This window comes from Roseovarius sp. AK1035, assembly GCF_003288315.1.
Classification (GTDB): domain Bacteria; phylum Pseudomonadota; class Alphaproteobacteria; order Rhodobacterales; family Rhodobacteraceae; genus Roseovarius; species Roseovarius mucosus_A.
Map to the genome: position 1 here is coordinate 2,081,278 of NZ_CP030099.1, position 23,546 is coordinate 2,104,823.

A 23,546-nucleotide genomic window follows, 5' to 3' on the forward strand; every position below is an offset into this window, starting at 1 on the left:
GCGGGTTTGGGGGAAGTGTAGGGTTAAGGGGCCGGGCGGTATGCCGCGACAGATCGTACTTTTGAAGGGAGGGCCTTTGCATTCCCACACCGGAAAGCTGGAACAGCATCAGGCTACCTTGGGTGGGAAAAAGATAGTCGATAGGCGATCAGGTTCGAGTTTGACCCTCCGACCCGGCTCCCACTTGGCTGCGGTTGTTCGGGACAAGGTATGTTCCTTAAGGTTGACCTCAATTTCTTGGTCACCAACGAAATCTGCAATGGTTAGCGAAATGCCGTCTATCATGATTGACTGATTGTAAAAGAAACTGTCCATCGGAATGTCCTGAACCATAAGTCGCATAACCTGCCGACTATCGACAACGCGCCGCTCCATCAGCATGGCAGTTCCAGAGGGCCTTCCCTTACCTGTTTGCCCTCCGAGTTCATCTCCAAACACTGAAATTGGTTCGAGATTTATCAGGTCTCCTACCTGCCATGAACCATCGTGACCAAAGCCATTCAATGAATTGATTTCCCAAGATAAAACGCCGTTCATGCGCGCAATTTTCAAAGGTTGAAATGCAACGCCATCATGCGCAATCAGCTCTGCAGCTCCAAGTGCATCCTGCACAGGTGAGGGGGCGTAAGTTTCAACACTTGCTGACCACTGTCCCTGCTTATCTTGCTCTGCTGCCAATACCCGACCTTGTGCATAGATGAGCCCATGAAATTCTCCGGGTAGATTTCCGTCTCGCAACGGTTGGTCAAGAATATCAGTGAGTGCGCCAAGTGATCTGGAGAAAATTTCTGAGGTCGTGTTCAGGCCCAGAAACCTTGCGAGACTGGACAAGGCCTCTGTAGGGTCGGCCACAAGATGCTCAAACTTCAAGTCTAGTGCATTGCCGAGTTGAGCCCATGACCCATTGCTACGAAGGCTTACCCTAGCCTGCGCAATCGCATGTTCTTTTTCGACTGTGGTCGCAAAATGCATGTACTCTGGATCATCGAAGAGGCGCGAGTGGGTCGCATGCCGCATGATCGCATCTGCGATGCCTGCCGCATCCCGAGAAACCCGGATCACGCGAACCCCATGCTCAAGGAACTTGGCGGCAAGCTCTTTCGACAGTTCGCCCTGCATCCGAAAAACAAGCTTCTGTGGATCTTTTTGGTCGATGACCTTATTGAAAGCGGCTGTATCCGCTCGAAGCAGCCCCCCGGGTGAAACGAAATCTCGTAAGCGTAGCAGGGTCTTTTGCCTCGCCCGCAATTCAGAATTGTGGGTAATATCAAGTAAACCCAAGACCAATTTATAGACGGTGGCTTCGCCTGATTTCGTGGCACCAGATATGATTATCACCTCGTTTCCTCATATGTTTTGAATATCCGGTACAAAATGCAAACGCGGTTATGTCGAGCCGGCCTCGCCAAATAGTCCTTCTACGTCAGCGAAAAGTTTTACGATTTTGTTCCCAAATCAAGGGATTTGTTCTTAGGGCCGAGTCTGCACTGTTTGAGTACTGGAGTTTGGGGCAAGCCTCCTAGACGCGGGATCGGACAGCCCGAACACGAGTGCGTGATATCCAACCTGTTGCCTGAGCTGCCCCCGTTGCCTTGGGTCAGCCTTTGGGCAATGGTGCCGCACCAACACTCAATAGGGAAATCGCCATGTATGATGTTATCGGCTCTCGGGCCAGTCGCGCCTTTCGCGTGCTGTGGTTGCTGGAGGAAATGGGGGTCGGCTATAATCACATGGCTGTTGCGCCCTGGTCGCCCGAGGCGCTGGCCGCAAACCCTTCGGGCAAGATCCCGGCGCTGCGGGATGGTGATGCGGTGCTGACCGATTCCGCCGCGATCATGACATATCTGGCCGATAAGCATGGGCAATTCACCCATGCCCCCGGCACGGTTGCGCGGGCGCGGCAGGATGCGCTGACGCATCAGATTCTTGACGAGATTGACGGCACGCTCTGGACTGCGGCGCGGCATAGTTTCGTGCTGCCCGAAGAGCATCGGGTGCCGGCGGTGAAAGACTCGCTCAAATGGGAATATGAGCGCAATCTTGCGCGCCTGTCCGATGCGCTGACTGGCCCGTTTCTGCAAGGCGAGACGATGACCATTGCGGATATCCTCCTGGTGCATTGTCTGATGTGGGCGGGCAAGGCCGGGTTTGCTGATCCGGACGACAAGCTCAAGGATTACATGGCGATGATGGTCGAGCGCCCGGCCTGTCAACGGGCGGCGGCGCTGCCCTGAGCGAAAGCTGCGGCGTGCTGCCCGGCCCAAAGGCCGGTGGCAAGGCAGGCAGTGAGCAGGTAGCCACCTGTTGGGGCCTCCCAATCCAGCATTTCCCCGGCGGCGAATACGCCGGGGTGATCCCGCAGCATGAGGCCCGCATCGAGCGCGCTCAGCTGCACCCCACCTGCGGTTGAGATGGCCTGATCCATCGGACGCGGCCCCGAGAGCGGCACCGGCAGGCCTTTGAGCAAGGCAGGCAAATCGCTGGCCCCCCGGCCAAATTCCATCACCAGCGCGAGTTTCACCGGATCGAGGCGAAACGCCTTGCGCAGGCGGTTCTTGAGGCTGTCGCTGGTCTTGGTGCGGGCCAAGCGCTGCGCGACTTCCGATGGGGTGAGATCGGGCAAAAGATCGAGCGTGAGCGGCGCGCCATCGCGCAGGGCGGCGCTGACCTCATAGATTCCGCCGCCCTCGAGCCCTTGGTTGGAAATGATAAATTCCCCGCGTGAGCGCAGCGCCCCGGCGCGCAATTCCACGCCTTTGACCGGCTGGCCGAATTGCGCCGCCATATGGGGCGACCATGCGACCAGAAAGCCCATATTGGCGGGGCGAAACGGGGCCAATGTGGCGGCGTCGAAATGCGCCGCCCATGCCCCGTCCGAGCCAAGCCGCGCCCAGCTTGCGCCGCCGCAGGCCAGCACGGTCACGGTGGGATGCAGGCGTTGCGTGCCCTCGGGCGTGTCGAAAATCGCGCCATTGTCCCATCCGCACCAGCGCCAGCGGGTGCGGATTTCAACCCCAAGCCCCTTTAATTCCGAAAGGAAACTGCGCAGAAGCGGCGAGGCCTTCATCACCGTTGGAAAGACCCGGCCCGTAGAGCCGGTGAAGACCTCTTGCCCCAAGGCGCGTGACCAATCCTGCACCGCGTCGGGGCCAAAGGCGGCAAGCATCGGGCGCAGCGCGTCGGCACCGGGGCCGTAGGCGGCGAGAAACTCCTCAAACGGTTCCGCCTTGGTCAGGTTCAGCCCGGATTTGCCCGCCATCAGGAATTTGCGACCTACCGAGGGTTTCGCCTCGGTCACCACCACGCGCAGCCCGGCCCGCGCCAGTTCGCGCGCCGCCATCAGGCCCGCAGGCCCGGCCCCGATGACCAGCGCGTCGGTCATGCGGCGGGGATCGCGGGGGTGGGCAGGCCCCGGTGATGCACCACGCGTTGCGGATAGGGCATTTCGACCCCTTCGGCGCGCAGGGCGTTCCAGATCGCAAAGAGCACGTCGGACTGGTATTTGCCGGTCACGTCCTCGATCCCATCGACCCAGTATTCGACCGAGAAATCCACACCGCTTTCGCCAAAGGCTTTGAGTTCGCATTCGGGGGCGTGTTTGCCATCTTTCAGCACCTCGGGCACGGCGGCGACAGCGGGTTCGATGAGCGCGGGGATGCGTGTGATATCGGTGTCGTAGCTGACGGAAAAGGCGGCCTCATAGCGATGCCGCTTGCCGGCGTCGGAATAGTTGACCACGCGGGAAGTGATGAAATCCTCATTGGGCACCACGATCCAGCGCCCATCGACGGTTTCCAGAATGGCGGCGCGGGCGGTCATCTTGACGATGGTGCCCTCTGATCCGTCATCGAGCACGACGTAATCGCCCACGGTCGTCTGCCCCTCCAACAGCAGGATCACGCCCGAGACGAAATTGGCCGCGATCTGTTGCAGGCCAAGGCCGATGCCCACGCCAAGCGCACCGCCCAAGACGGCAATCGCCGTAAGGTCGATGCCCATGATCGACATCAGCAGCAGGAAGGCCGCGCCGAAGATCACGATCTGGCTGGCCTTCATCGCCAGTTCGCGGGTGGCTGGGCGGAGTTCCTGCTGGCGCTTGATGAAATCCTCGGATTGGCTATTGGACCAGCGCCCAAGCCAGAAAAGCAGCGCGCCAGAGACCGCACCACGAATGAGCGCGAGGGCCGAAAAGCTGATGTTGCCCAGATCGACCGATATCGCGGCAAGTTTTTCATTGGCCAGACCGAGCAGGTCAAAGAGATAGAGCAGCGCCACCGGCATCAGCACGAAGCGACCAAGCGCCCGCAGAAACGGATCGGTCAGGATTTCGCGCACAAAGAGACGGGCGGCGAGGACGAGAAACAGCCGCTTGCCAAAGGCGATGACATCGCCTGTGCCAAAGATCGAGCGGGTGACTCCTTCGCCAATGCCGGTGAGGCCATAGGCGAGCAACGGCATCAGGAGCGGCAGGAACATAAGGATGAACCGCCGCGCCGAGGCGATGATGTTCTCCTGCTCTGCAGGGGGGGTCAGAAACCGGGCGAGTGCGGGCCGTATCCGGCGGGTGATCAGCACGGCCAAGAGCCACGCCACCACCAGCAGGCCAAACTGCGACCAGGCGGCGGGGCTAAGAAGCCAGCCCTTGGCCAGATCCCAGCCCTGCATCGCGTAGCCCAGTGCCTGCCCGATGATCTCTGGCTGCCCGTCCATCACACACCCCTTGCCTTTTGTCTCGCACACGCCATCCTCTTGCCCGCAGGCTGCGAAAGGATCAAGTTAAACTGTCGGAATGGCCCATTTGCCCGCTTTGCTTGCGCCCAATCCCGCCCGAGGCGCGCCAGAGCCTGCATCACCTTGTGCCCAAATTGAAGGGCGGCAAAGGGGGCCCGGTGGTGCGCCTGCATCAGATTTGCCACAACGAGATTCACGCGACGTTGACGGAAGGTGAATTGGCGCGCAGCTATGCCACTGTCGAGGCCCTGCGCGCGCATCCGCGTTTGGCGAAATTCATCGCTTGGGTGGCGCAGCGCCCGCCGGGGTTTCAGTCCAAGACCCCCGGCGCGCGGCGCAAGCGGTAGGGATCAGAAGGGCATCGGATGCGCCTTGTGGGTGGCGTCGAGATCGCTCAGCACCTCTGGGGCGAGCGTGATGTCCGCCGCGCCAAGCGCCAGATCAAGTTGGTCCATATCCGTGGCCCCAAAGATGGCGGATGCAAGGAAGGGGCGCGTGAGGCACCAGGCAAGCGCCAGTTGCACGGGGTCAAGCCCGTGTTTTTGCGCGACCGCGTGATAGGCCGCGACGGCCTCAAACGCGCGCGGGGTCTTGCGCCCGCCCAGATCGCCGTTGATCGCCATGCGCGAGCCGGTGGGCAGCGCGCCGTGCTGATATTTGCCGCTGAGCAGCCCCGCCGCGAGGGGGGAAAAAGCCAGAAGGCCCACATCCTCGTTGACGCTGAGTTCCGCGAGGTCGGTATCATAGAGGCGGCATAGGAGGGAGTATTCATTCTGGAGCGTGGCGGCGCGGGGGCCGTGGCCCGCCTCGGCCAGCCGGAGCCATTGCGCCATGCCCCAGGCGCTCTCGTTCGAGAGGCCGAAGGCGCGGATGGTGCCGCGCGCGACCTCGCGTTGCAGGGCCTCAAGCGTTTCTTGCATATGGGCGATTGTCTCGTCGCGGTTCTGGGCTGAGGGGTCAAAGGCCCAGTTCTGGCGAAACATATAGCTGCCCCGGTTGGGCCAGTGGAATTGGTAGAGGTCGATATGATCGGTCTTGAGGCGGCGCAGCGATCCCTCAATGGCCTGCGGTATGGACCCCGCCGTGATCGGCGCGCCGTCGCGGGCGTGTTTGAAGCCCTTGCCGGAATGTTTGGTGGCGAGGATCACGTCGGCCCGCCGCCCTGAGGCCGCGAACCACTCGCCGATGATTTCTTCGGTGCGGCCGGTGGTTTCCGCGCTGATGGGGGTGGTGGGATACATCTCGGCGGTGTCGATGAAGTTCACGCCCCGCTCCAGCGCGCGGTCGATCTGGGCATGGCCTTCGGCGGGGGTGTTCTGAGAGCCCCATGTCATCGAGCCAAGGCAGAGCGCGCTCACCTCGATCCCGGTCCGGCCCAAGGGTCTGTTCTGCATGGTGTCTCCTGGGGTTTGGGTTTTGGGGATGGGATAGGGGAGGAGGGGCGTGGAGGGAAGGGGGATGTTGAGCCATCCGGTCGCAAGGCAAGGCTGTTACGGGTCGCGGTAATATGACTGGCCTTTAGCGGACATTCGTGCCTGATACAGCGAACTGCAGGTACGAGCCCGTTGCGCCGAATGCTGCGACTTGCATGAGTGACCGCTTCCCGAAAGGGCGAAATGCGTCAGTTGCTTGGAAGGCCGGGTTCAGTGGCGTGGAGACTTTCCCGTTGCGACACGGCTGCCCACCAATCTGCAAGCTTTGAGTAAGCCTTCAATGCATTAGCACCTTCTCGTGCTTGAACAAAGTAAGCGATCATCGGTGCAAGGTGGCAGTCTGCAAGGGTGAAACTCTGACCATCCAAGATGCCCCCCTCTTTTGCGATACTATTCAGTGCACTTAGTACGACGTGAGACGCATCGATTCCCGCCCGGATCTCAGCTTCATCTGCCCATTCACCTGCAGCAGGCCGAAAAACTCGATGGGCAAAAACCTGTCGGACCATAGGGCGATAGCCGTAACTATCGACAATTGAGACCACCTGCGTGACGCGTGCCAATGTCTTAGCTTTGGCTGGCATCAACTCCGGTCCCCCGAAGGCCGCATTTACGTACCGAGAGATTGCGGAAGTTTCGAATACATCAAACTCACCATGGCTCAGAACAGGCACCCGACCAAAAGGATGGCGCTTGAGATAGTCTTCCGAGACATCCGGTGCGAAAGGATCAATCTCGTCAGTTTCGTACGCGACGCCCTTTTCGTGCAGCACGACGCGCGCAATGCGGTTGTAAACACTGTAGCGATAGCCGCGAAGAATAACTGAATGTTCCATCTACGCCTCCTACCATAACAAGTATCCGTGCAAAAAGCCGCCATCGAAAGCATGAGGTCCAGTGGCTGCAAGGTCCGCATAGCAGACCTTGCTGTATATGGCGGCAAATGTCCGCTTTGTCCCTCACCTCGGTCCCTATTGCCGGACCGCCCGAGCCCTTGCACGCCTGTTGTCGGGGGAAACGTCTCGGGCCGTGTTCCTGCGCAACCCCGAACTCCAAAAGCCGCTCAGCCTTTTCTCAACGTGCCTCAGTGCTTGTGCCCGTGCCCGTGCCCATGCCCATGGTCGTGATCGTGCCCGTGGTCGTCATCCAGGCTGCCGTGCAACGCGAATTGTTCCAGCCCTGCGTCTTGGGCTTCGATCACGCTGAAGGTTTCGCGCACGCCCGCTTCGGTCAGTTCGCGGATCACGGTGAGGAGGGTGTTGGGGGTGTGATCTTCGCAGAGGTCGGCCATTTGTGCCACTTCCTCGCGGGCGACGGGCAGGGCTGCGGCGAGGTCCGGCGCGCCGTAGATGTCGACGAAATGTTGGGCCAGCGCCTGTGTCAGGGCGGCAATCTCGACCTCTTCGACTTGGGTCACGGCGACAAAGGTCACGCGGCCAAAGGTTTCGACCCCGAGCCAGCCATTGGCAAAGGCCTGACGGGATTTGCCGGTCAGGTCCGCCTCGGACCAGTTGGAAAACTCGAACCCGCCCGAAATGCACCATTCGCCGGTGCGCGCGGGGCTGTGGTAGACGCGCTGATCGCTCTCGTCGAAATGGATGGCGCGGGCGAGTTTCATGATTGGGTCTCCAACAGGGTGGTGAGCGGGATGAGATGGGTGGTGTCGCCCTCGCGCAAGAGCATGCCAAAGCGGTCGTCCACGCCCTGAAACGTCCCGGTGCGGCCGTTTTGCGTGATCTCTTCGCCCATGCGCCAGGCAAGGCCGCGCCATTCGGCATGGAGCGCGCGGGGGCCTGCGTCTTCCCATGTGTTGATCCACACGAGGCTATGGCGCGCCCAAGCCTCTAACAATTCCACGGGGTCGAGTTCGGCGCAGCCTTCGTCATAGAGCGAGGTCTGGTCGGGCTGGTCGCCGGGGCGCTCTGCGATTTGCATCAGCGGCAGATCAAGGCCGATCACCAGCCAGTCGGGTTCGACCTCGGGGTCGGTGCCGCCTGCGGCCACGCGCAGCCGACCGCAAGAGGCCCCGTTGAGGCGGAGGCCGCCCGACCATTCAAGATGCACGGCCACCTCGGGTGGGGCGAGCGCGCCAAAGGCATTCTGAAAGCCGACGCCGCAGGTGGGCAGCATTACCATGGCCTCGGCCAAAGGCACCTCGGGGGCGAGGACGATGGCGGCCATCAGGTGATTGGCCGTGAGGTTATGCACGATGAGGCCTGCATCGCAGCCCTCTGCGGCAAGGGTGCAGGCCATGTCAAAAGGGTGGGTCGCGCCGGTGACGGCGCGCCCTGACATCAAAGGTGGAAAGCTGGGCGTGGTCATGCCAGCCCTGCGTTGATGAGGTGGCGGGCCACCTCGCGGAAGGCCTGCGCCTGTGGGCTGTCGGGTTTCGAGACCACGATGGGCGCGCCGCCGTCCGAGGCCACGCGAATGTCGAGATGCAGGGGAATTTCCGCCAAGAGTGGCACGCCCAGTTTCTCGGCCTCTGCCCGCACGCCGCCATGGCCGAACACATGCTCTTCATGGCCGCAGTTGGTGCAGATATGCGTGCTCATGTTCTCGATCATGCCCAGCACCGGCACATGCAGCTGGTTGAACATGTCGATCCCTTTGCGGGCATCCAGAAGCGCCACATCCTGCGGCGTTGAGACGATGATCGCGCCATCCACCTGCGCCTTTTGCGCCAGTGTCATTTGCACATCGCCGGTGCCGGGCGGCAGATCCACCAAGAGCACATCCAAAGCGCCCCATTGCACCTGCATCAGCATCTGTTGCAACGCGCCCATCAGCATCGGGCCGCGCCAGACCACGGCCTGACCTTCGTTGGTCATGAGGCCGATGGACATCATCGTGACGCCGTGATTGCGCATGGGCAGGATGGTCTTGCCATCGGGGCTGGCGGGGCGACCAGAGACGCCCAGCATGCGCGGCTGGCTGGGGCCATAGACATCGGCATCCAAGAGGCCGACGCGCCGCCCTTCGGCGGCCAGTGCACAGGCGAGGTTGGCGGAAACGGTGGATTTGCCCACGCCGCCCTTGCCGCTCGCGATGGCGATCAGGTGATTGACGCCGGGAACTTTTTCGGGGCCTTTCGGCTCTGCCTTGCGCGAAGGTTTGAGATCGGGCGGAGCCTTGGTCGAATGGCCCGTGAGCACGACCGACACGCTTTCGGCCCCGGCAAGTGCCGTGACTGCCGCCTCGGCGGCGTCGCGCACCGGGGTATAGGCCTGCGCCTTGGCCGGGTCGATTTCCAGCACGAAGCGCACGGTGCCGCCGTCGATGGTGAGGGCGCGCATCACGCCTGCGGCGACGATGTCTGAGCCGCTGACCGGATCGGTGATCTTCTTGAGCGCCTCAAGGACGCTCTCTCTGGTCAATGCCACGTCAGTCCTGCCCTTTGATAATGCCGGTCACGGTGTGTTCGATATCGAGCCCATCGACAGTCAGCACCACCTTGGCGGTGAATTCCTGTCCGGCGGTCGCGCCCTTTTTGCGCAGGCCGTCTTCGATGGCCTGTTGCGAGGTGACGCCCACTTGTTTGAGGAATTTGCGCATCGACATGTTGAAATCGTCGCTCATTGGTCTCTCCCTTTGCTGATCTGAATGCTTGACGCCGATATAGGCGGTTTTCTAGGCTTGGGTATGTGCCTGTTGGTGACCCCTTACACGCGACTGTCCCGGATTGCGATGCTGTGGCTCGCAACGCTGCTGTGGCTTATGCCTGATCTGGCGCAGGCCGATGACAAGCGGTTTCGGCTGAGCGCGCCGGTGGTTCTGGTCGAGTCCGGGTTGCTGGGCTATCTCGTGCCGCGCTTTGCGCTCAAGACCGGTGTGCGGGTCGAGGTGGTGGCAGAGGCAAGCGAGGCCGAGATCATTTTGGGTCAAGAAGAGGGCCGCGCGGTGTTCGAGGGCGTGGGCGCGGTCTGGCGCATGGGCGTTGCGGGCACGCATCCGGGGGCGGCCCTGTTTGCCGATTGGCTGACATCCGAGATAGGTCAGCGCACGGTGACAAGCTATGAGGTGGCCGGTGTGGCCCCCTTTGGCTTGCCGCAGGTTGTGGAAGAGGCCGAGGCGGCGGCGGTGTTCGACGGCGATCCTGCCCTTGGCAAAGAGGTGTCCTTGCTGCAATGCGGGCGCTGTCACGTTGTGGCGCCCGAGAACCGGATGGGGGCGATCGGCTCGACCCCGTCGTTTGCCGTGCTGCGGACCTTTGCGGACTGGGATGCCCGGTTTCAGAGCTTTTTTGCGCTCAAGCCGCATCCCGCCTTTACCCAAGTGGCCGGTGTGACCCAACCCTTTGCCAGCCATCTGCCCTCGCCGATTTCGCCCATCGAGGTCACGCTCGATGAGTTGGAGGCGATCATCGCCTATGTGGCGGGGCTGGCCCCCGCCGATCTGGGCGCGCCGATCCAAGTTCAGTGATCCTTGCGTTTGGTCAGGTAATCTTCGGTGCGGCGGACGCGCGGACGATCCCCCATGGCAAAGGGGTTGTTCGCAGAGTTGAACTGCGCGTTGATGCGGCAGCCTTCGCACATCTGGATCATGCGCGCGGCATCCGAGGTGGCGAACATCGCGTGCTTGCCCGCGAGTTTCTCGGTGATGCGGTTGATTGTGGCCTTGGAGCCAAAAAGCGTGCCGCATTCGACGCAGGCAAATGGCTCTTCTTCGTTCAGCACCACTTGGGTTAGGGCGGTGTCGTCAAGGTTCATGCGCGGTTCAAGCGTGATTGCCTTTTCCGGGCAGATCGTGGCGCAGATGCCGCATTGCAGGCAGGCATCCTCTTGAAAGCGCAATTGCGGTTTGTCCTCATTGTCCATCAGCGCGCCCGAGGGGCACAGCGAGACGCAGGAGAGACACAGCGTACAGGACTCGGTATTGACCAGCACCGCGCCGTACGGGGCGGAGGTGGGCAAAGGCAGGGTGCCGCCCGATGGGTTGAGGGATTTGGCGGCAAGGCGCGCGACCTGACGGCGGCTGCCCATCGGCAGGACCGGGCTGGCAAGGGGCGCGGGCGGGGCCGCGCCATAGAGCGCGTCGCAGAGCGCATCCGGGTCGGTGAGGTCAAGCAGGTGGACGGTGCCTGCGCCCGCCATGGCCTGCGCCAGCGGCACCTCTTGATCCAGCGCGTCGCGTTCGGTTGTGGGGGCGAGAAGGATCGCCACCTCGGCAAAGCCCGAGGCGAGGGCAGCGAGGATCTCAGCATGGCCAAAGCCTGCAAGCGCCGAAACCTCTAGCGGGATCACATCGGCGGGCAGCCCGCGCCCGTGGCGGGCGGCAAGGCGGATCATCTCGGCCCCATGGGGGGTGTCATGGACAAGCAGGCGCGGAGCGGTGCCGCCAGCCTTGCGATAGGCCTGCGCCAGCGTCTGAATGCGGCGGAAGGTCATGTCAGGGGGGGGCGCATCATAGGTAATGGCCCCCGAGGGGCAGCGCGCGGCGCAGGCCCCGCAGCCCGCGCAGATCATCGGATCAATGCTGACGTGGTCGCCATCCGGGCTGATCGCGCCGGTGGGGCAGATATCGAGGCATTTGCTGCATCCGGTCTGTTCGGCGCGGGAATGGGCGCAGATGAGCGGCTCAAGCGCCACGTAAAGCGGCTTTTCAAAGGTGCCGATCATCTGGGCGGCCTGAAAGACCGCGTCGGAGACGGCATGCAGGCTGCCGGGATCAGCGCGCAAATAGCCTTCGCGTTTCTGGGGGGCGGGAAATAGGGGCGTGCCGCCGCGCAGGTCCAAGAGCACGTCGCAGTGCGTCTGCCCGCCGTCGCGCGGTGCGGTCCAGCGCAGGGCACCGCGTCCGGCGGGGTTGATCTGTTGCAGCGCGTCGATGCGCAGCTCGAACTGGCCAAGCGCACCGCTGGCCTGTGTGATCCGGCCCCGAATGGCATCGAAATCGCGGTTCTCGGGCGGGTCCGTCTCGTCGGTCAAGAGCACGGTGACGCCAAGGAGGGGGGCGAGTTTTTCAGCGGCGGGCAGGGCCACATCCGAGGCACCAAGGATAAGGCACAGCCCCTCGGATATGACGTCTACGGTCTTTTGTGGTGGGGTTGGCAGGCTGGCTTCGGCCAGAAGGGCGGCCATTTTGGGTAGTTTTGAGGCTGGATCATCCGACCAACCGGCCCGGTCGCGCAGGTCGATCAGGGGGGGGCTGTCGACCTCGAGATCGGCTGCCAGATCCTCGAACAAGCGGGCTTCTTGGGCGCAACAAATAATTGCCTCGCCGGTGGTGATGGCCTTGGTCGCGGCCTCGATTTCATCGGTGCAGAGCGCACTGTGTAGGCGTGAACAGCTCAGGCCGGTGGCCTTGGAGAGCCCCTCGGGGTCGAGCGTCTGGCTGGCGGAACAATCGCATAAAATCAGGTGTTTAGGCATGTTTACCCCGGTGTTTGACACGTCTGGGAAGCGGACCGGATCGGTCACTTTGCGCAGAGATTAGGCATGATTCGAAGCCCTCGTAAACCGCTTTTCGAATCGTTCGGCCTTGGGAGAGGGCCGGTTCAGGCGCTGTTTTAAACCCGATTGATTCTGTTTGTTTTCAATATCTTGTCATGCGGCAGTGCAGCATTGAAAGGGGCCAACTGGACATTCTGTCCTTTGAGGCCGCTGACGTGCCGATGGGTGGTTCAAAATGTCCGGATCGGACTCGATGTGGACGGTTGCACACAAAAAGGGCTTTGCGTGGTCCGGAAACCAAACCAATCTGGAACCACGCAGCAAAGGATGCACGACCGCGTGACCTATCGCCACGAAACACAGATGCTTGAGAAACAGATGATGGTGCCCTTGGGCATTGTCATGCGGCGCACGCCGGGTGTTACCCGGTGGGCGGCGTGGGCATGGCGGGCGGTATCGGTTCTGCCGGGGGCACCGCAGGCGGATTGGCGCGAGTTGCGGCGCGAGGGCGAGGCGGTGGATTTCCACGCCGCGACCGTGCTGCTTGATCTGCATCACACCCAGACCGAGGCCTATTTGCAGGGTCTGTCCGCACGGGTGCCGTCGGTCTTTGTAATCATGCGAAACCGGCCCAATGCTGATCTAGAGCGCGCGCCTTATGAGGTTGTGCTGGTTACAGCCTCGCCCTTTGAGGCGCAGGATTATGCCGACAATGGCGATGATATTGTGGAAAAGGTGCCGATGCCCGAGGGGCTGGTGGCGTTGGTCCGCGATTTTGTCGAAGCACATCATCAGGAAGAGGCGTTTCAGAAGCGTCGCCGTGACAAGCAGGCCGATGGTCGCGCGCAGGACGGGATCGGGGATGCACGGATCGTGCAGCCGCGCGATGTCTTTGCCACGCCAGAGCGGATGCGCCGGGGGAGGCTGAATTGAGCCGCGCGTCTGATTTCTGGTCCCGGCGCAAGGCGCGGGTTGAAGCTGAGGCGCAAGACGAGGCGCGTGCAGCAGAGCAGCTTGCGGCAGCTGCCCGCGAGGCAGAGCTTGAGGAAAAGACCGACGCAGAGCTGTGCGAGGAATTGGGTCTGCCTGATCCTGACGCATTGAAAATGGGCGACGATTTCCGCGTATTCATGGATAAGGCGGTGCCAGAGCGGCTTCGGCGGCGGGCGCTGCGGCGGCTATGGGTCAGCAATCCGGTGCTGGCCAACCTGGACGGTCTGAACGACTATGCCGACGATTACACCGATGCCGCGATGGTGGTGCCGGGTATGAAGACCACCTATCAGGTGGGTAAGGGCATGCTGGCGCATGTTCAGGAAATGGCACGCCAAGCCGAGGCATTGGCCCGAGGGCCAGCAGAGGCTGATGTTGTGGCCGTGGCCGATGAGCCCGAACTGGTAGAAGTCGCAGAGGTCGAGGCCGCGCCCGACCCGGATGCAGGTTCTGAGACAAGCGGTGCATTTGCGGAGGCCGAGACAGTGGCGGCACAGGATGACACCCCCCTGCCGCCGCGCCGCAGGATGCGATTTCAATTTGATGAACAGGCTGGAGTATCCGCATGAGCCAAGCCGAGGCGCTGAAAGCCCAAGAGCCCGAGATCGCCGCAGAGGATGCGCTGCGTGCCGATCTTTATGATTTTTTGGCCGCCATTCTGGCCCGCCCGCCGGGTGAGGCGCTGTTGGCACAGACCGCCGCGCTGAACGGGGATGCAACGCCAATGGGCCAAGCCGTGAGCGCGTTGGCGCGTGTGGCTGGGGTGAGCAAGCCTGCCGGGGTCGAGCGCGAGTTCAACGCGCTCTTTATCGGGCTGGGACGGGGCGAATTGCTGCCCTATGCCAGCTATTATCTAACCGGCTTTCTCAATGAGAAGCCGCTGGCGGGGCTGCGCCGCGACATGGCCGCGCGCGGCATGACCCGTGCGCAAAATGTCTATGAGCCGGAGGACAATATCGCCTCGCTCATGGAGATGATGGCGGGACTTATCAGAGGGCGCTTTGGCAAGCCTGCGACGCTGGCCGATCAACAGGCGTTCTTTGCCAAGCATATCGGCCCTTGGGCCGGGCATTTTTTCACGGATTTGGAGGCTGCGCAGAGTTCGGTTCTCTATGCCTCGGTCGGCGCGGTCGGTCGGGTGTTCATGGAGATCGAGGCGCAGGGCTTTCGAATGAGCGGGGCGTAAGCCCGTATCGCAACCGGCGGAGCGATCCGTCACAACGAGGGGAGGGAGACCTTCATGACCCGGAAGACCGAGGCTGGCAGCAGCCGCCGTGATTTCCTGAAACTGGCCGCCACCGGCGCGCCCGCTGTCGCGGTCGCAACGATGGTCACGACGGGCGAGGCCCAAGCCGCAGAGCCAGACCTGACATCGGATCGGATGCAGGACACCGCGCATACCCGCGCCTATTTCGAGAGCGCCCGCTTCTAGGATCGGACGCCCGTCAACGCTGGTGCGCGGTCAAGTGGCCAGAGCGTCAGGGACAATCGCAGTACCCAGCCCAAGAGGGCCCAGGGAGGAGAGAGAAACATGTTGAGGAAAAAGACCAACGGGGTTGCACGCCGCCCCCAGCGGACCAGTATCCTGTCCGAGGTCGCCGGAACATCGGTGGACCGCCGCGCATTCTTGCGTGGCAGCGGTTTGGCCATCGGTGGCCTTGCCGCAATCGGTGCCATGGGGGGCACCGTGACCCGCGCCAATGCGCAGAGCGCTGCGACGGCGGCGGTTCAGACGGTCAAATCGGTCTGCACCCATTGCTCGGTCGGTTGCACGGTTGTGGCCGAGGTGCAAAATGGTGTCTGGACGGGGCAGGAACCCGGCTGGGATAGCCCGTTCAATCTGGGCGCGCATTGCGCCAAGGGTGCCGCCGTGCGCGAGCATGCCCATGGCGAGCGCCGCCTGAAATACCCGATGAAGAAAGAGGGTGGTGAGTGGAAGCGCATCAGCTGGGAGCAGGCGATCAACGAGATCGGCGACGGCATGATGAAGATCCGCGAAGAAAGCGGCCCGGATTCCGTCTATTGGCTGGGTTCTGCCAAGCACAATAACGAACAGGCCTATCTCTTCCGCAAATTCGCCGCCTATTGGGGCACGAACAACGTCGACCATCAGGCGCGGATCTGTCACTCGACCACCGTTGCGGGCGTTGCGAATACATGGGGCTACGGCGCCATGACCAACAGCTACAACGACATCCACAATTCCAAGGCGATTTTCATCATCGGTGGCAACCCTGCCGAGGCGCATCCTGTCAGCCTGTTGCACGTGCTGAAGGCCAAGGAAGAAAACAACGCGCCGCTCATCGTCTGCGACCCGCGCTTTACCCGCACAGCGGCGCATGCTGATGAATATGTGCGTTTCCGTCCCGGTTCGGACGTGGCGCTGGTCTGGGGTATCCTGTGGCACATCTTTGAGAATGGCTGGGAAGACAAGGAATTCATCCGCACCCGCGTCTGGGGCATGGACCAGATCAAGGACGAGGTGAACAAGTGGACCCCCGAAGAAACCGAGCGCGTTACCGGCGTGCCGGGCGAGCAGCTGCGCCGCGTGGCGCGGACGCTGGCCAATAGCCGCCCCGGTACTGTCATCTGGTGTATGGGTGGCACGCAGCACACCAACGGCAACAACAACACCCGCGCGTACTGCATCCTGCAGCTGGCGCTGGGCAACATGGGTGTGGCCGGTGGCGGCACCAACATCTTCCGCGGACATGACAACGTGCAGGGAGCCACGGACCTTGGTGTTCTGGCCGACACGCTGCCCGGCTATTACGGTCTGGCGGAAGGATCTTGGGCGCATTGGGCGCGTGTCTGGGGCGAGGATATGGATTGGCTCAAGAGCCGGTTCTCGGATGCCACCTATGCGGACACCAAGATGATGAACCTCAGCGGCATCACCGTGTCGCGGTGGATCGACGGTGTTCTCGAAGACAAGGAGAATATGGATCAGCCCAACAATGTCCGGGCCATGGTTCTCTGGGGTCATGCGCCCAACAGCCAGACACGCGGTAAGGAAATGAAAACCGCGATGGAAAAGCTGGACATGCTGGTTGTGGTCGATCCGTTCCCGACAGTCTCTGCTGTCATGAACGACCGTACCGATGGCGTGTATCTGCTGCCGGCTACCACGCAATTCGAGACGCGCGGCTCTGTCACCGCCTCGAACCGGTCGTTGCAGTGGCGTGACAAGATCATGGACCCGCTGTTTGAGTCCAAGGTTGACCACGAAATCCTCGCGCTGTTCGCCCAAAAGTTTGGTTTCCATGACCGGATGTTCCGCAACATCGCGATTGACGAAGCCGGAGAGCCCAACGTCGAAGACATCACCCGCGAGTTCAACAAGGGTATGTGGACGATCGGCTATACCGGCCAGAGCCCAGAGCGGCTTAAGCTGCATATGGCCAACCAGCACACCTTTGACCGCACCACGTTGCGCGCCAAGGGCGGCCCGGCCGATGGCGATTACTACGGCCTGCCCTGGCCCTGCTGGGGAACGGCCGAGATGAACCATCCCGGCACAGCCAATCTCTATGATATGTCGATACCGGTTTCCAAAGGTGGCTTGACCTTCCGTGCCCGGTTTGGCGTGGAACGGGATGGCGACAACCTCTTGGCCGAGGGTGTCTATTCGGCAGGGTCTGAGATTCAGGATGGCTATCCGGAATTCACCATGCAGATGCTGATGGATCTGGGCTGGGACGGCGATCTGACCGCAGACGAGCGCGCCGCAATCGACGCAGTGGGCGGACCTACGGCCAACTGGAAGACCGACCTGTCGGGCGGTATCCAGCGGGTGGCGATCAAGCACGAATGCGCGCCCTTCGGCAATGCCAAGGCGCGGGCGGTCGTGTGGACCTTCCCCGACCCGGTGCCGTTGCATCGTGAACCGCTCTACACCAACCGTCGTGATCTGGTGGCGGATTATCCGACCTATGAGGACCGCAAGGCTTGGCGTTTGCCGACCATGTATGCTTCGATCCAGCAAAAGGATTTCTCGCAAGAGTATCCGATCATCCTCACCTCTGGCCGTCTGGTCGAATATGAGGGCGGCGGCGACGAGACACGGTCAAACCCGTGGCTGGCCGAGCTTCAGCAGGATATGTTCGTCGAGATCAACCCGCGCGATGCCAATAACATCGGCGTGCGGGACGGCGCACAGGTCTGGGTTGAAGGGGCTGAAGGGGCCAAGGTCAAGGTCATGGCAATGGTGACAGAGCGGGTGGCGGAAGGCGTTGTCTTTATGCCGTTCCACTTTGGAGGCCATTTCGAGGGCAAGGACCTGAGGGGGAATTACCCCGCTGGTGCCGATCCCTATGTCTTGGGCGAGAGCACGAACACGGCTCAGACCTATGGCTATGACTCGGTCACGCAGATGCAGGAGACCAAGGCGACTCTCTGCAAAATCATGCCAGCGTAAGGAGGAAAGAGAATGGCAAGAGCAAAGTTTCTCTGCGACGCCGAGCGCTGCATCGAATGCAACGCCTGTGTCACGGCCTGTAAGAACGAGCACGAGGTGCCGTGGGGGATCAACCGCCGCAAGGTGGTGACGATCAACGACGGCAGCCCCGGCGAACGCTCGATCTCGGTGGCTTGTATGCACTGTTCGGATGCGCCCTGTATGGCGGTCTGCCCGGTGGATTGCTTCTATCAGAACGAGGAGGGCATCGTGTTGCACTCCAAGGATCTGTGCATCGGCTGCGGCTACTGCTTCTATGCGTGCCCGTTCGGTGCGCCGCAATTCCCGCAGGCGGGCAATTTCGGCAGCCGGGGCAAGATGGACAAGTGCACCTTCTGCGCCGGTGGCCCGGAAGAGAACCACTCCGAGGCTGAGTTCCAGAAGTATGGGCGCAACCGGATCGCCGAGGGCAAATTGCCCATCTGCGCCGAGATGTGCTCGACCAAGGCGCTGTTGGCGGGGGATGGCGACGTCGTGTCGGCCATTTACCGCGAACGCGTTGTGGCCCGTGGTTTCGGCTCGGGCGCTTGGGGCTGGGGTTCTGCCTACGGCCAGCAAAGCGGCGGCTGAAGGCGCTGATGCCAATGCCGGAGGTCACCGAGACCTCCGGCATTGGTGCGAAAGCAATCGGAAACCTTTAAGGTTTCCGGTTCGATTTCTTTTGAAGAAATCGTAACATCAAGACTTGGATCGAGGACATCATGCGCGCAATTCTCAGCTTGGCTTTGTGTTTTCTGCTCGCACTGCCTGCCATGGCGCAGGACACGCCAACGGCCACTGGGCCTGACCGGTCCGCCACAGGCGGAGCACAGACGCTAGACGATATTCTGGCCCGGCAGCGCGGCGAGCAGATTGACGACAGTTTCCGCCGCAACGCCACGGGCAACGCGGATGACGCGGCCGGTATGGCGGGGCAGTTGGGCACCTTGGGCGGGGCATCAGATGCCGAAGTGTGGCGTGCGCTGCGCTATGGGTTGGATGATGTGAAGGTGTCCGCAGGCGGACCCGAAGCGCGCGTTCTCATTCAGGACGGCGGCATGACCTGGCTTGAGTTCCGCAAGGGGCCGCTGGCCACCTATGGCGCCTATCTGCTGGGGGGCACGCTGGTCCTTTTGGCGCTTTTCTATCTTGTCCGGGGCAAAATCCGGATCGACGGGGCCAAGACGGGCCGCACGGTTACCCGCTTTCAGGCGGTCGAACGCTTTGGCCATTGGTTGATGGCGGGCTCTTTCGTGGTGCTGGCGATCACCGGTCTGGTGGTTCTGTTTGGCCGAACGGTGGTGATCCCGCTGTTGGGGCATGAGGCGTTCGCGACCATCGCGGTGGCGTCAAAATGGGTGCATAACAACATCTCCTGGGCCTTTATGCTGGGTCTGGTGATGGTGTTCTTTATGTGGGTTCTGCACAATATTCCCAACCGGACGGACCTGAAATGGCTGGCCGTGGGCGGCGGGATTTTCAGCAAGGGTGTGCATCCGCCCGCCAAGAAATTCAACGCCGGGCAAAAGATGATCTTTTGGGCGGTGATCGTGTTTGGCGCGTCGATCTCGGCCACGGGCCTGTCACTGCTCTTTCCGTTCGAGATGCCGATGTTTGCCAAGACCTTTGTCATGCTCAACCAGACCGGATTGCCACAAGCGGTCGGCTTTGGCGAATTGCCGGTGATGCTGGCACCGCATGAGGAAATGCAGCTGGCGACGCTCTGGCACTCGATCATGGCCTTTGTTCTGACCGCGATCATTCTGGCCCATATCTACATTGGGTCGGTCGGCATGGAGGGCGCGTTTGACGCCATGGGGTCGGGCGAGGTCGAAGAGCAATGGGCGCGCGAGCATCATGGCCTGTGGCTTAAGGAGTTGCAGGAAAAGGGCCATGCGCCTGATCCCGGCAAGGCCGCGCATCCTGCGGAATAACCATGGGGGCGCGTGCCTTTGGTCTCTGGCTGTGGGCGCTGGCGGGGGCAAGCCCTCTGGCAGCGCAAGAGTTCACCACGCTCAAAGGGCATGGCGGGCCGGTCATGGGGCTGAGCGTGCTGCCTGAGAGTGGCGAGGTCGTGTCGGTTAGTTTCGACAATTCCGTGGGCCTCTGGGAGGGACGCACCCCGCGCTGGTTCGAAGGTCACGCGGCGGCGGTAGTTGCGGTTGCGGCACTGGAGGACGGGCGGCTTGTGTCGGGGGGCGATGACTTTACGCTGATCGTCTGGGATAGGGAAACCGGAGAGGGCACCCGGCACGTTGGCCACAAAGGCAAGGTTGCGGCGCTGGATGTGTCGCCGGATGGGGCGTGGATTGCCTCGGCGAGTTGGGACGGCTCGATTGGGATTTGGCCGGTGGCGGGGGGGGCTGCGCGCTTTCTGACGGGGCATGATGCGGCGGTCAGCGATGTGGCATTCAGCAGCGATGGGGCGGTTTTGTATTCCTCGTCTGCGGATGGGTCATTGCAGGAATGGCGCTGGCAAGAGGTGGATGCCCCGCCGCGCGAACTGCTGAATCAGGGGTTTGGGATCAACAAGATCTTGTTGGGGCCTCAGGATGCGTGGCTGGCCTATGGCGCGGTTGATGGGGCCACGCGGGTGATCGACCCGGCAAGCGGTCAGCAGATCGCGGATTTCACGCTGGAGCGTCGCCCGGTGCTGTCGATGGCCTATCACGCCGCGACAGCGCAATTGGCGGCGGGGGATGGGCAGGGCTATATCATGGTGATCGACACGAATGCCTGGCAGATCGCCCGTGATTTTCAGGCCATGGCGCGCGGTCCGGTCTGGGCGTTGGATTTCTCGCCCGACGGGCGTATGATCTATGCGGGTGGGCTGAGCGAGGTCGTCTATGGCTGGCCGGTCGAGATGCTGGGCGCGTATGACCCGGCGGGCGAGACGGATCACAGCTTTTTGCGCGCGCCTGAGGAGATGGAAAATGGCGAGCGGCAATTCATGCGCAAATGCTCCATCTGCCATGCTCTGACGCCGCCGCCTTCGCGCAAGGCGGGGCCGACGCTCTATGGTCTTTTTGGGCGTCAGGCGGGGACAGTGCCGGGCTATGCCTATTCCGATATCCTCGATGGGGCTGGGATCGTCTGGAATGACACAACGATTGACGCGCTCTTCGACCTTGGACCAGATCACTATATCCCCGGCTCCAAGATGCCAATGCAACGGATCACAGCGGCTGAGGACCGGCAAGATATGATTGATTATCTGCGCCGTGCCACCGCAACAGAAGGGAACTGACAGAATGAAAGCGATGATTGCGGCCTTTATCGCCTGCGCGGTGATTTCCGCCGCCGCCCCCACCGTGCTGCACGAGTTGGGCTATACGTCTGAGGCCAAGCGCGCGGGTGATGCTGTTCGGCTAGGTGACGCGGCCGAATGACGCCGCATCCCGCGCCCGAAGAAACAGCGGAGGATTATGGCCAGAACCTTGCGCATGCGTCGGTATTGATTATCGACGACGAGCCGGGAATGCGCAATTTCCTTATCAAGACGCTGGGGGCGCGGTGCCGTCACGTGGAGCAGGCGCGCACCTGTGCCGAGGGGGCGATGATCCTTGATCAGATGCATTTCGATCTGGTCATTCTCGACAATATCATGCCCGGCAAGACCGGCCTTGACTGGCTGGAGGAGCAGCGGCGGGTCGGGTTATTTGCTGATACGATCCTGATCACCGCCTACGCGGATCTTGATACGGCGATCAAGGCGCTGCGGGCAGGGGTGACGGATTTCGTGCTCAAGCCGTTTCGCGCCAACCAGATCCTGAATTCGGTCGCGCGTGCGCTGGACCGCAAATATCTGGCGCGGGAGAATTACCTGTTGCGGCACGAATTGTCGGCGGGCGGGCAGGCGGCGCGCGGTCGGCTGCTGGGACATTCGCCCGCGATTCAAAGCGTGCGGGCGATGCTGGGCAAGCTGGCCCCTGCGCCCACCTCGGTTCTTTTCACCGGGGCAAGCGGGACCGGCAAAGAGATTGCGGCGCGTACCCTGCACGGGCTATCGAACAGGGCCGAGAAGCCCTTTGTCGCGGTCAATTGTGCCGCGATTTCGGCGGATCGGATCGCCGAGGAATTGTTTGGCGTGGTCGAGGATGGCCGCGCGCGCAAGGATGGTTTGCTGCTGCATGCGGATGGCGGCACGCTCTTGCTGGATGAAGTGGCGCAATTGCCCGAACATGTGCAGGCGGCGCTGCTGCGTGTGCTAGAGGACAAGCGCATTCGACCCATCGGGTCTGAACGGGAAATCCCGCTTAATCTGCGGTTCCTGTTTGCCACCAATGCCGATTTGAAGGCGGCGGTGAACGCGGGGCGGTTCCGGGCGGATCTGTTTCACCGGATCAATATCGTCAACGTGGAAATGCCCAGCCTCAAGGAGCGTCAGGAGGATATCGTTGAACTGGCGGCGCTCTTTATGAGCGAATTTTCGGGGGCTTTGGGGATGCCCGCGCTTGATCTCGATGCGGATGTCCTGCTCAAGCTGAGCCGCTATGACTGGCCCGGCAATGTGCGGGAATTGCGCAATCTCATCGAACGGTCGGTAATCCTTGGGGCCTTTCCCGAGGAATTCGCGGGCTCTGGCCGGGGCGGCGGCGAGCAGGCCCTCGAGACGCTGGAATATGTCGAGCAGCGTCACATCATGGCGGTGCTCGATGCTTGCGGCGGCAACCGGGCCGAGGCGGCGCGACGTTTGGGCGTAGCGCGCAAGACGATTGACCGCAAATGCGCGGCTTGGGGTGTCTGAGGGGCTATTTTGGCGCGCGCGCGGCCATGACATCGCGGCCAAGGGTCAGCGTATAGGCCTCTAGCTCGGTCAGGGCGGTTTGTGCGGCCTCGGCGTCTGAACAGGCCAGCGCATCGGCGATGCGGGTGTGAAGGCCCACGATGGCCTCGCGCGAGCGGGCGGTAAAGGTGATCATATTCATCAGGGGCTGCATCGCCTCGACCGCGCCGGCGAGTTGATAGCTGAGCACCGGGTTGCCCGCACTGTCCACAAGCGCGCGGTGAAACGCCACGTCAGAGGCGCAAAAGCTTTCATCGGTCAGCCCCGGCTGTCCCTGCCGGTGAATCTCGGCGCGCATGGTGGCGAGCGTGTCGGGCGTGCGGCGCTGGGCCGCCAAGGGCGTGCAGGCGCGTTCCAAAGCATAGCGCGCCTCGCAGGCGGTATCAAAGCTGATACTGTTCATGCTGAGGAGCAGCGTGGCGGTGGTGATCTGCTGGCCATAGGCCTCGGGATAGCTGAGGCGGTTGACGAAGGCGCCGCCAAAGGCCCCGCGCTGGGTGCGAATGAGCGATTGCGCGGCCAGCCGTTTCAGCGCCTCGCGCACCGTGGGGCGCGACACGGCGAAGTGATCGGCAAGCTCTGCCTCGGAGGGCAGGCGTTCATCAACGATGAGTTGACCCGAGACGATCGCATCGCGGATCGCCTCGGCTATCTGGGCCGAAAGGTCGGCTTTGTTATCCGGATCAATTTTCATTTGTCATACATTTAAATGTCTGACAATTTAAACGCAAGAGGTGAGTCGCGGGGATGAGGCGATGATTGCAGCACAGGTCAGG

At 62.0% G+C, this 23,546-nt stretch carries 24 protein-coding genes; 13 read left to right on the top strand and 11 right to left on the bottom strand.

Translation table 11 applies throughout. The features are described 5' to 3' along the window. Nucleotides 1-108: 108 nt before the first annotated feature. The gene (locus RAK1035_RS09925; RefSeq protein WP_008279826.1) at nt 109-1,338 is read right to left on the bottom strand and encodes a sulfotransferase domain-containing protein; all 1,230 of its coding nucleotides are present in this window, start codon (nt 1,336-1,338) and stop codon (nt 109-111) included. Nucleotides 1,339-1,646: 308 nt separating this feature from the next. Here RAK1035_RS09925 and RAK1035_RS09930 point away from each other — a divergent pair, with 308 nt between their 5' ends. Then, nucleotides 1,647-2,234, top strand: coding sequence for a glutathione S-transferase family protein (locus RAK1035_RS09930; protein ID WP_008279827.1), 588 nt, complete (start codon nt 1,647-1,649; stop codon nt 2,232-2,234). Here the strand turns inward: RAK1035_RS09930 and RAK1035_RS09935 are convergent. Continuing rightward, nucleotides 2,210-3,382: a TIGR03862 family flavoprotein gene (locus RAK1035_RS09935; protein ID WP_008279828.1), complete on the bottom strand. Its 1,173-nt coding sequence runs from the start codon at nt 3,380-3,382 to the stop codon at nt 2,210-2,212. The genes RAK1035_RS09930 and RAK1035_RS09935 overlap by 25 nt on opposite strands. Continuing rightward, nucleotides 3,379-4,710: a mechanosensitive ion channel family protein gene (locus tag RAK1035_RS09940; RefSeq protein ID WP_008279829.1), complete on the bottom strand. Its 1,332-nt coding sequence runs from the start codon at nt 4,708-4,710 to the stop codon at nt 3,379-3,381. The genes RAK1035_RS09935 and RAK1035_RS09940 overlap by 4 nt, the downstream gene beginning before the upstream one ends. A 101-nt stretch (nt 4,711-4,811) precedes the next feature. On the opposite strand from RAK1035_RS09940, the gene RAK1035_RS09945 reads away from it, so the two are divergent. After that, entirely contained in the window at nt 4,812-5,078 is a 267-nt protein-coding gene (locus RAK1035_RS09945) for a hypothetical protein (protein WP_008279830.1), read from the top strand. Between the two features lie 3 nt (nt 5,079-5,081). On the opposite strand, the gene RAK1035_RS09950 is transcribed toward RAK1035_RS09945, so the two are convergent. The 6 genes from RAK1035_RS09950 to RAK1035_RS09975 form a co-directional block, all read right to left on the bottom strand. Continuing rightward, the gene (locus RAK1035_RS09950) at nt 5,082-6,125 is read right to left on the bottom strand and encodes an aldo/keto reductase (RefSeq protein ID WP_008279831.1); all 1,044 of its coding nucleotides are present in this window, start codon (nt 6,123-6,125) and stop codon (nt 5,082-5,084) included. A 227-nt stretch (nt 6,126-6,352) separates the two neighbouring features. After that, a complete protein-coding gene (locus tag RAK1035_RS09955) occupies nt 6,353-7,000 on the bottom strand; it encodes a glutathione S-transferase family protein (RefSeq protein ID WP_008279832.1) in 648 nt (215 codons plus the stop codon). 248 nt (nt 7,001-7,248) lie between these two features. Beyond that, nucleotides 7,249-7,782: a DUF6505 family protein gene (locus RAK1035_RS09960; protein WP_008279833.1), complete on the bottom strand. Its 534-nt coding sequence runs from the start codon at nt 7,780-7,782 to the stop codon at nt 7,249-7,251. Then, a complete protein-coding gene (locus tag RAK1035_RS09965; protein ID WP_008279834.1) occupies nt 7,779-8,486 on the bottom strand; it encodes a biotin/lipoate--protein ligase family protein in 708 nt (235 codons plus the stop codon). Before RAK1035_RS09965 ends, RAK1035_RS09960 begins: the two co-directional genes overlap by 4 nt. Beyond that, on the bottom strand, nt 8,483-9,547 hold the full coding sequence (apbC, locus tag RAK1035_RS09970) for an iron-sulfur cluster carrier protein ApbC (protein WP_008279835.1): 1,065 nt from the start codon (nt 9,545-9,547) through the stop codon (nt 8,483-8,485). Before apbC ends, RAK1035_RS09965 begins: the two co-directional genes overlap by 4 nt. A 1-nt stretch (nt 9,548) precedes the next feature. Then, on the bottom strand, nt 9,549-9,743 hold the full coding sequence (locus RAK1035_RS09975; protein ID WP_008279836.1) for a DUF6494 family protein: 195 nt from the start codon (nt 9,741-9,743) through the stop codon (nt 9,549-9,551). Nucleotides 9,744-9,767: 24 nt separating this feature from the next. On the opposite strand from RAK1035_RS09975, the gene RAK1035_RS09980 reads away from it, so the two are divergent. Further along, nucleotides 9,768-10,586: a hypothetical protein gene (locus RAK1035_RS09980; protein WP_008279837.1), complete on the top strand. Its 819-nt coding sequence runs from the start codon at nt 9,768-9,770 to the stop codon at nt 10,584-10,586. On the opposite strand, the gene RAK1035_RS09985 is transcribed toward RAK1035_RS09980, so the two are convergent. After that, nucleotides 10,580-12,535 carry a 4Fe-4S binding protein gene (locus RAK1035_RS09985; RefSeq protein ID WP_008279838.1) on the bottom strand — a complete coding sequence of 652 codons (1,956 nt, stop codon included), beginning with the start codon at nt 12,533-12,535 and terminating at the stop codon, nt 10,580-10,582. The genes RAK1035_RS09980 and RAK1035_RS09985 overlap by 7 nt on opposite strands. A gap of 348 nt (nt 12,536-12,883) precedes the next feature. Here RAK1035_RS09985 and RAK1035_RS09990 point away from each other — a divergent pair, with 348 nt between their 5' ends. The 10 genes from RAK1035_RS09990 (at nt 12,884) to RAK1035_RS10030 (ending at nt 22,731) form a co-directional block, all read left to right on the top strand. Then, complete coding sequence (locus RAK1035_RS09990) at nt 12,884-13,489, top strand: DUF3305 domain-containing protein (RefSeq protein WP_008279839.1); 606 nt, start codon at nt 12,884-12,886, stop codon at nt 13,487-13,489. After that, on the top strand, nt 13,486-14,118 hold the full coding sequence (locus RAK1035_RS09995) for a DUF3306 domain-containing protein (protein ID WP_008279840.1): 633 nt from the start codon (nt 13,486-13,488) through the stop codon (nt 14,116-14,118). The genes RAK1035_RS09990 and RAK1035_RS09995 overlap by 4 nt, the downstream gene beginning before the upstream one ends. Continuing rightward, the gene (locus tag RAK1035_RS10000; protein ID WP_008279841.1) at nt 14,115-14,735 is read left to right on the top strand and encodes a TorD/DmsD family molecular chaperone; all 621 of its coding nucleotides are present in this window, start codon (nt 14,115-14,117) and stop codon (nt 14,733-14,735) included. Before RAK1035_RS09995 ends, RAK1035_RS10000 begins: the two co-directional genes overlap by 4 nt. Nucleotides 14,736-14,789: 54 nt before the next feature. Beyond that, complete coding sequence (locus RAK1035_RS10005; protein ID WP_008279842.1) at nt 14,790-14,981, top strand: ubiquinol-cytochrome c reductase iron-sulfur subunit N-terminal domain-containing protein; 192 nt, start codon at nt 14,790-14,792, stop codon at nt 14,979-14,981. A gap of 99 nt (nt 14,982-15,080) precedes the next feature. Next, a complete protein-coding gene (locus RAK1035_RS10010; RefSeq protein WP_008279843.1) occupies nt 15,081-17,966 on the top strand; it encodes a formate dehydrogenase subunit alpha in 2,886 nt (961 codons plus the stop codon). Between the two features lie 12 nt (nt 17,967-17,978). Continuing rightward, on the top strand, nt 17,979-18,575 hold the full coding sequence (gene fdh3B / locus RAK1035_RS10015) for a formate dehydrogenase FDH3 subunit beta (RefSeq protein WP_008279844.1): 597 nt from the start codon (nt 17,979-17,981) through the stop codon (nt 18,573-18,575). Nucleotides 18,576-18,706: 131 nt separating this feature from the next. Continuing rightward, entirely contained in the window at nt 18,707-19,918 is a 1,212-nt protein-coding gene (locus RAK1035_RS10020; protein ID WP_008279845.1) for a formate dehydrogenase subunit gamma, read from the top strand. 2 nt (nt 19,919-19,920) lie between these two features. Further along, entirely contained in the window at nt 19,921-21,231 is a 1,311-nt protein-coding gene (locus tag RAK1035_RS10025) for a c-type cytochrome (protein ID WP_008279846.1), read from the top strand. 4 nt (nt 21,232-21,235) lie between these two features. Next, nucleotides 21,236-21,373, top strand: a complete 138-nt coding sequence (locus tag RAK1035_RS20380; RefSeq protein WP_008279847.1) for a hypothetical protein — start codon at nt 21,236-21,238, stop codon at nt 21,371-21,373. Then, nucleotides 21,370-22,731 carry a sigma-54-dependent transcriptional regulator gene (locus tag RAK1035_RS10030; protein WP_008279848.1) on the top strand — a complete coding sequence of 454 codons (1,362 nt, stop codon included), beginning with the start codon at nt 21,370-21,372 and terminating at the stop codon, nt 22,729-22,731. Before RAK1035_RS20380 ends, RAK1035_RS10030 begins: the two co-directional genes overlap by 4 nt. A 4-nt stretch (nt 22,732-22,735) precedes the next feature. On the opposite strand, the gene RAK1035_RS10035 is transcribed toward RAK1035_RS10030, so the two are convergent. Further along, nucleotides 22,736-23,464 (bottom strand): FadR/GntR family transcriptional regulator, encoded by a 729-nt coding sequence (locus RAK1035_RS10035; protein ID WP_008279849.1) that lies wholly within the window; start codon nt 23,462-23,464, stop codon nt 22,736-22,738. Nucleotides 23,465-23,546 lie beyond the last annotated feature (82 nt).

Bases quoted from the DNA above. Each gene is read 5' to 3' on its own strand.
- RAK1035_RS09930 (WP_008279827.1), top strand. From the start codon at position 1,647: ATGTATGATGTTATCGGCTCTCGGGCCAGTCGCGCCTTTCGCGTGCTG.
- RAK1035_RS09935 (WP_008279828.1), bottom strand. From the start codon at position 3,382: ATGACCGACGCGCTGGTCATCGGGGCCGGGCCTGCGGGCCTGATGGCG.
- RAK1035_RS09940 (WP_008279829.1), bottom strand. From the start codon at position 4,710: ATGGACGGGCAGCCAGAGATCATCGGGCAGGCACTGGGCTACGCGATG.
- RAK1035_RS09950 (WP_008279831.1), bottom strand. From the start codon at position 6,125: ATGCAGAACAGACCCTTGGGCCGGACCGGGATCGAGGTGAGCGCGCTC.
- RAK1035_RS09955 (WP_008279832.1), bottom strand. From the start codon at position 7,000: ATGGAACATTCAGTTATTCTTCGCGGCTATCGCTACAGTGTTTACAAC.
- RAK1035_RS09960 (WP_008279833.1), bottom strand. From the start codon at position 7,782: ATGAAACTCGCCCGCGCCATCCATTTCGACGAGAGCGATCAGCGCGTC.
- RAK1035_RS09965 (WP_008279834.1), bottom strand. From the start codon at position 8,486: ATGACCACGCCCAGCTTTCCACCTTTGATGTCAGGGCGCGCCGTCACC.
- RAK1035_RS09975 (WP_008279836.1), bottom strand. From the start codon at position 9,743: ATGAGCGACGATTTCAACATGTCGATGCGCAAATTCCTCAAACAAGTG.
- RAK1035_RS09980 (WP_008279837.1), top strand. From the start codon at position 9,768: ATGCTTGACGCCGATATAGGCGGTTTTCTAGGCTTGGGTATGTGCCTG.
- RAK1035_RS09985 (WP_008279838.1), bottom strand. From the start codon at position 12,535: ATGCCTAAACACCTGATTTTATGCGATTGTTCCGCCAGCCAGACGCTC.
- RAK1035_RS09990 (WP_008279839.1), top strand. From the start codon at position 12,884: ATGCACGACCGCGTGACCTATCGCCACGAAACACAGATGCTTGAGAAA.
- RAK1035_RS10000 (WP_008279841.1), top strand. From the start codon at position 14,115: ATGAGCCAAGCCGAGGCGCTGAAAGCCCAAGAGCCCGAGATCGCCGCA.
- RAK1035_RS10005 (WP_008279842.1), top strand. From the start codon at position 14,790: ATGACCCGGAAGACCGAGGCTGGCAGCAGCCGCCGTGATTTCCTGAAA.
- RAK1035_RS10010 (WP_008279843.1), top strand. From the start codon at position 15,081: ATGTTGAGGAAAAAGACCAACGGGGTTGCACGCCGCCCCCAGCGGACC.
- fdh3B (WP_008279844.1), top strand. From the start codon at position 17,979: ATGGCAAGAGCAAAGTTTCTCTGCGACGCCGAGCGCTGCATCGAATGC.
- RAK1035_RS10020 (WP_008279845.1), top strand. From the start codon at position 18,707: ATGCGCGCAATTCTCAGCTTGGCTTTGTGTTTTCTGCTCGCACTGCCT.
- RAK1035_RS10025 (WP_008279846.1), top strand. From the start codon at position 19,921: ATGGGGGCGCGTGCCTTTGGTCTCTGGCTGTGGGCGCTGGCGGGGGCA.
- RAK1035_RS20380 (WP_008279847.1), top strand. From the start codon at position 21,236: ATGAAAGCGATGATTGCGGCCTTTATCGCCTGCGCGGTGATTTCCGCC.
- RAK1035_RS10030 (WP_008279848.1), top strand. From the start codon at position 21,370: ATGACGCCGCATCCCGCGCCCGAAGAAACAGCGGAGGATTATGGCCAG.
- RAK1035_RS10035 (WP_008279849.1), bottom strand. From the start codon at position 23,464: ATGAAAATTGATCCGGATAACAAAGCCGACCTTTCGGCCCAGATAGCC.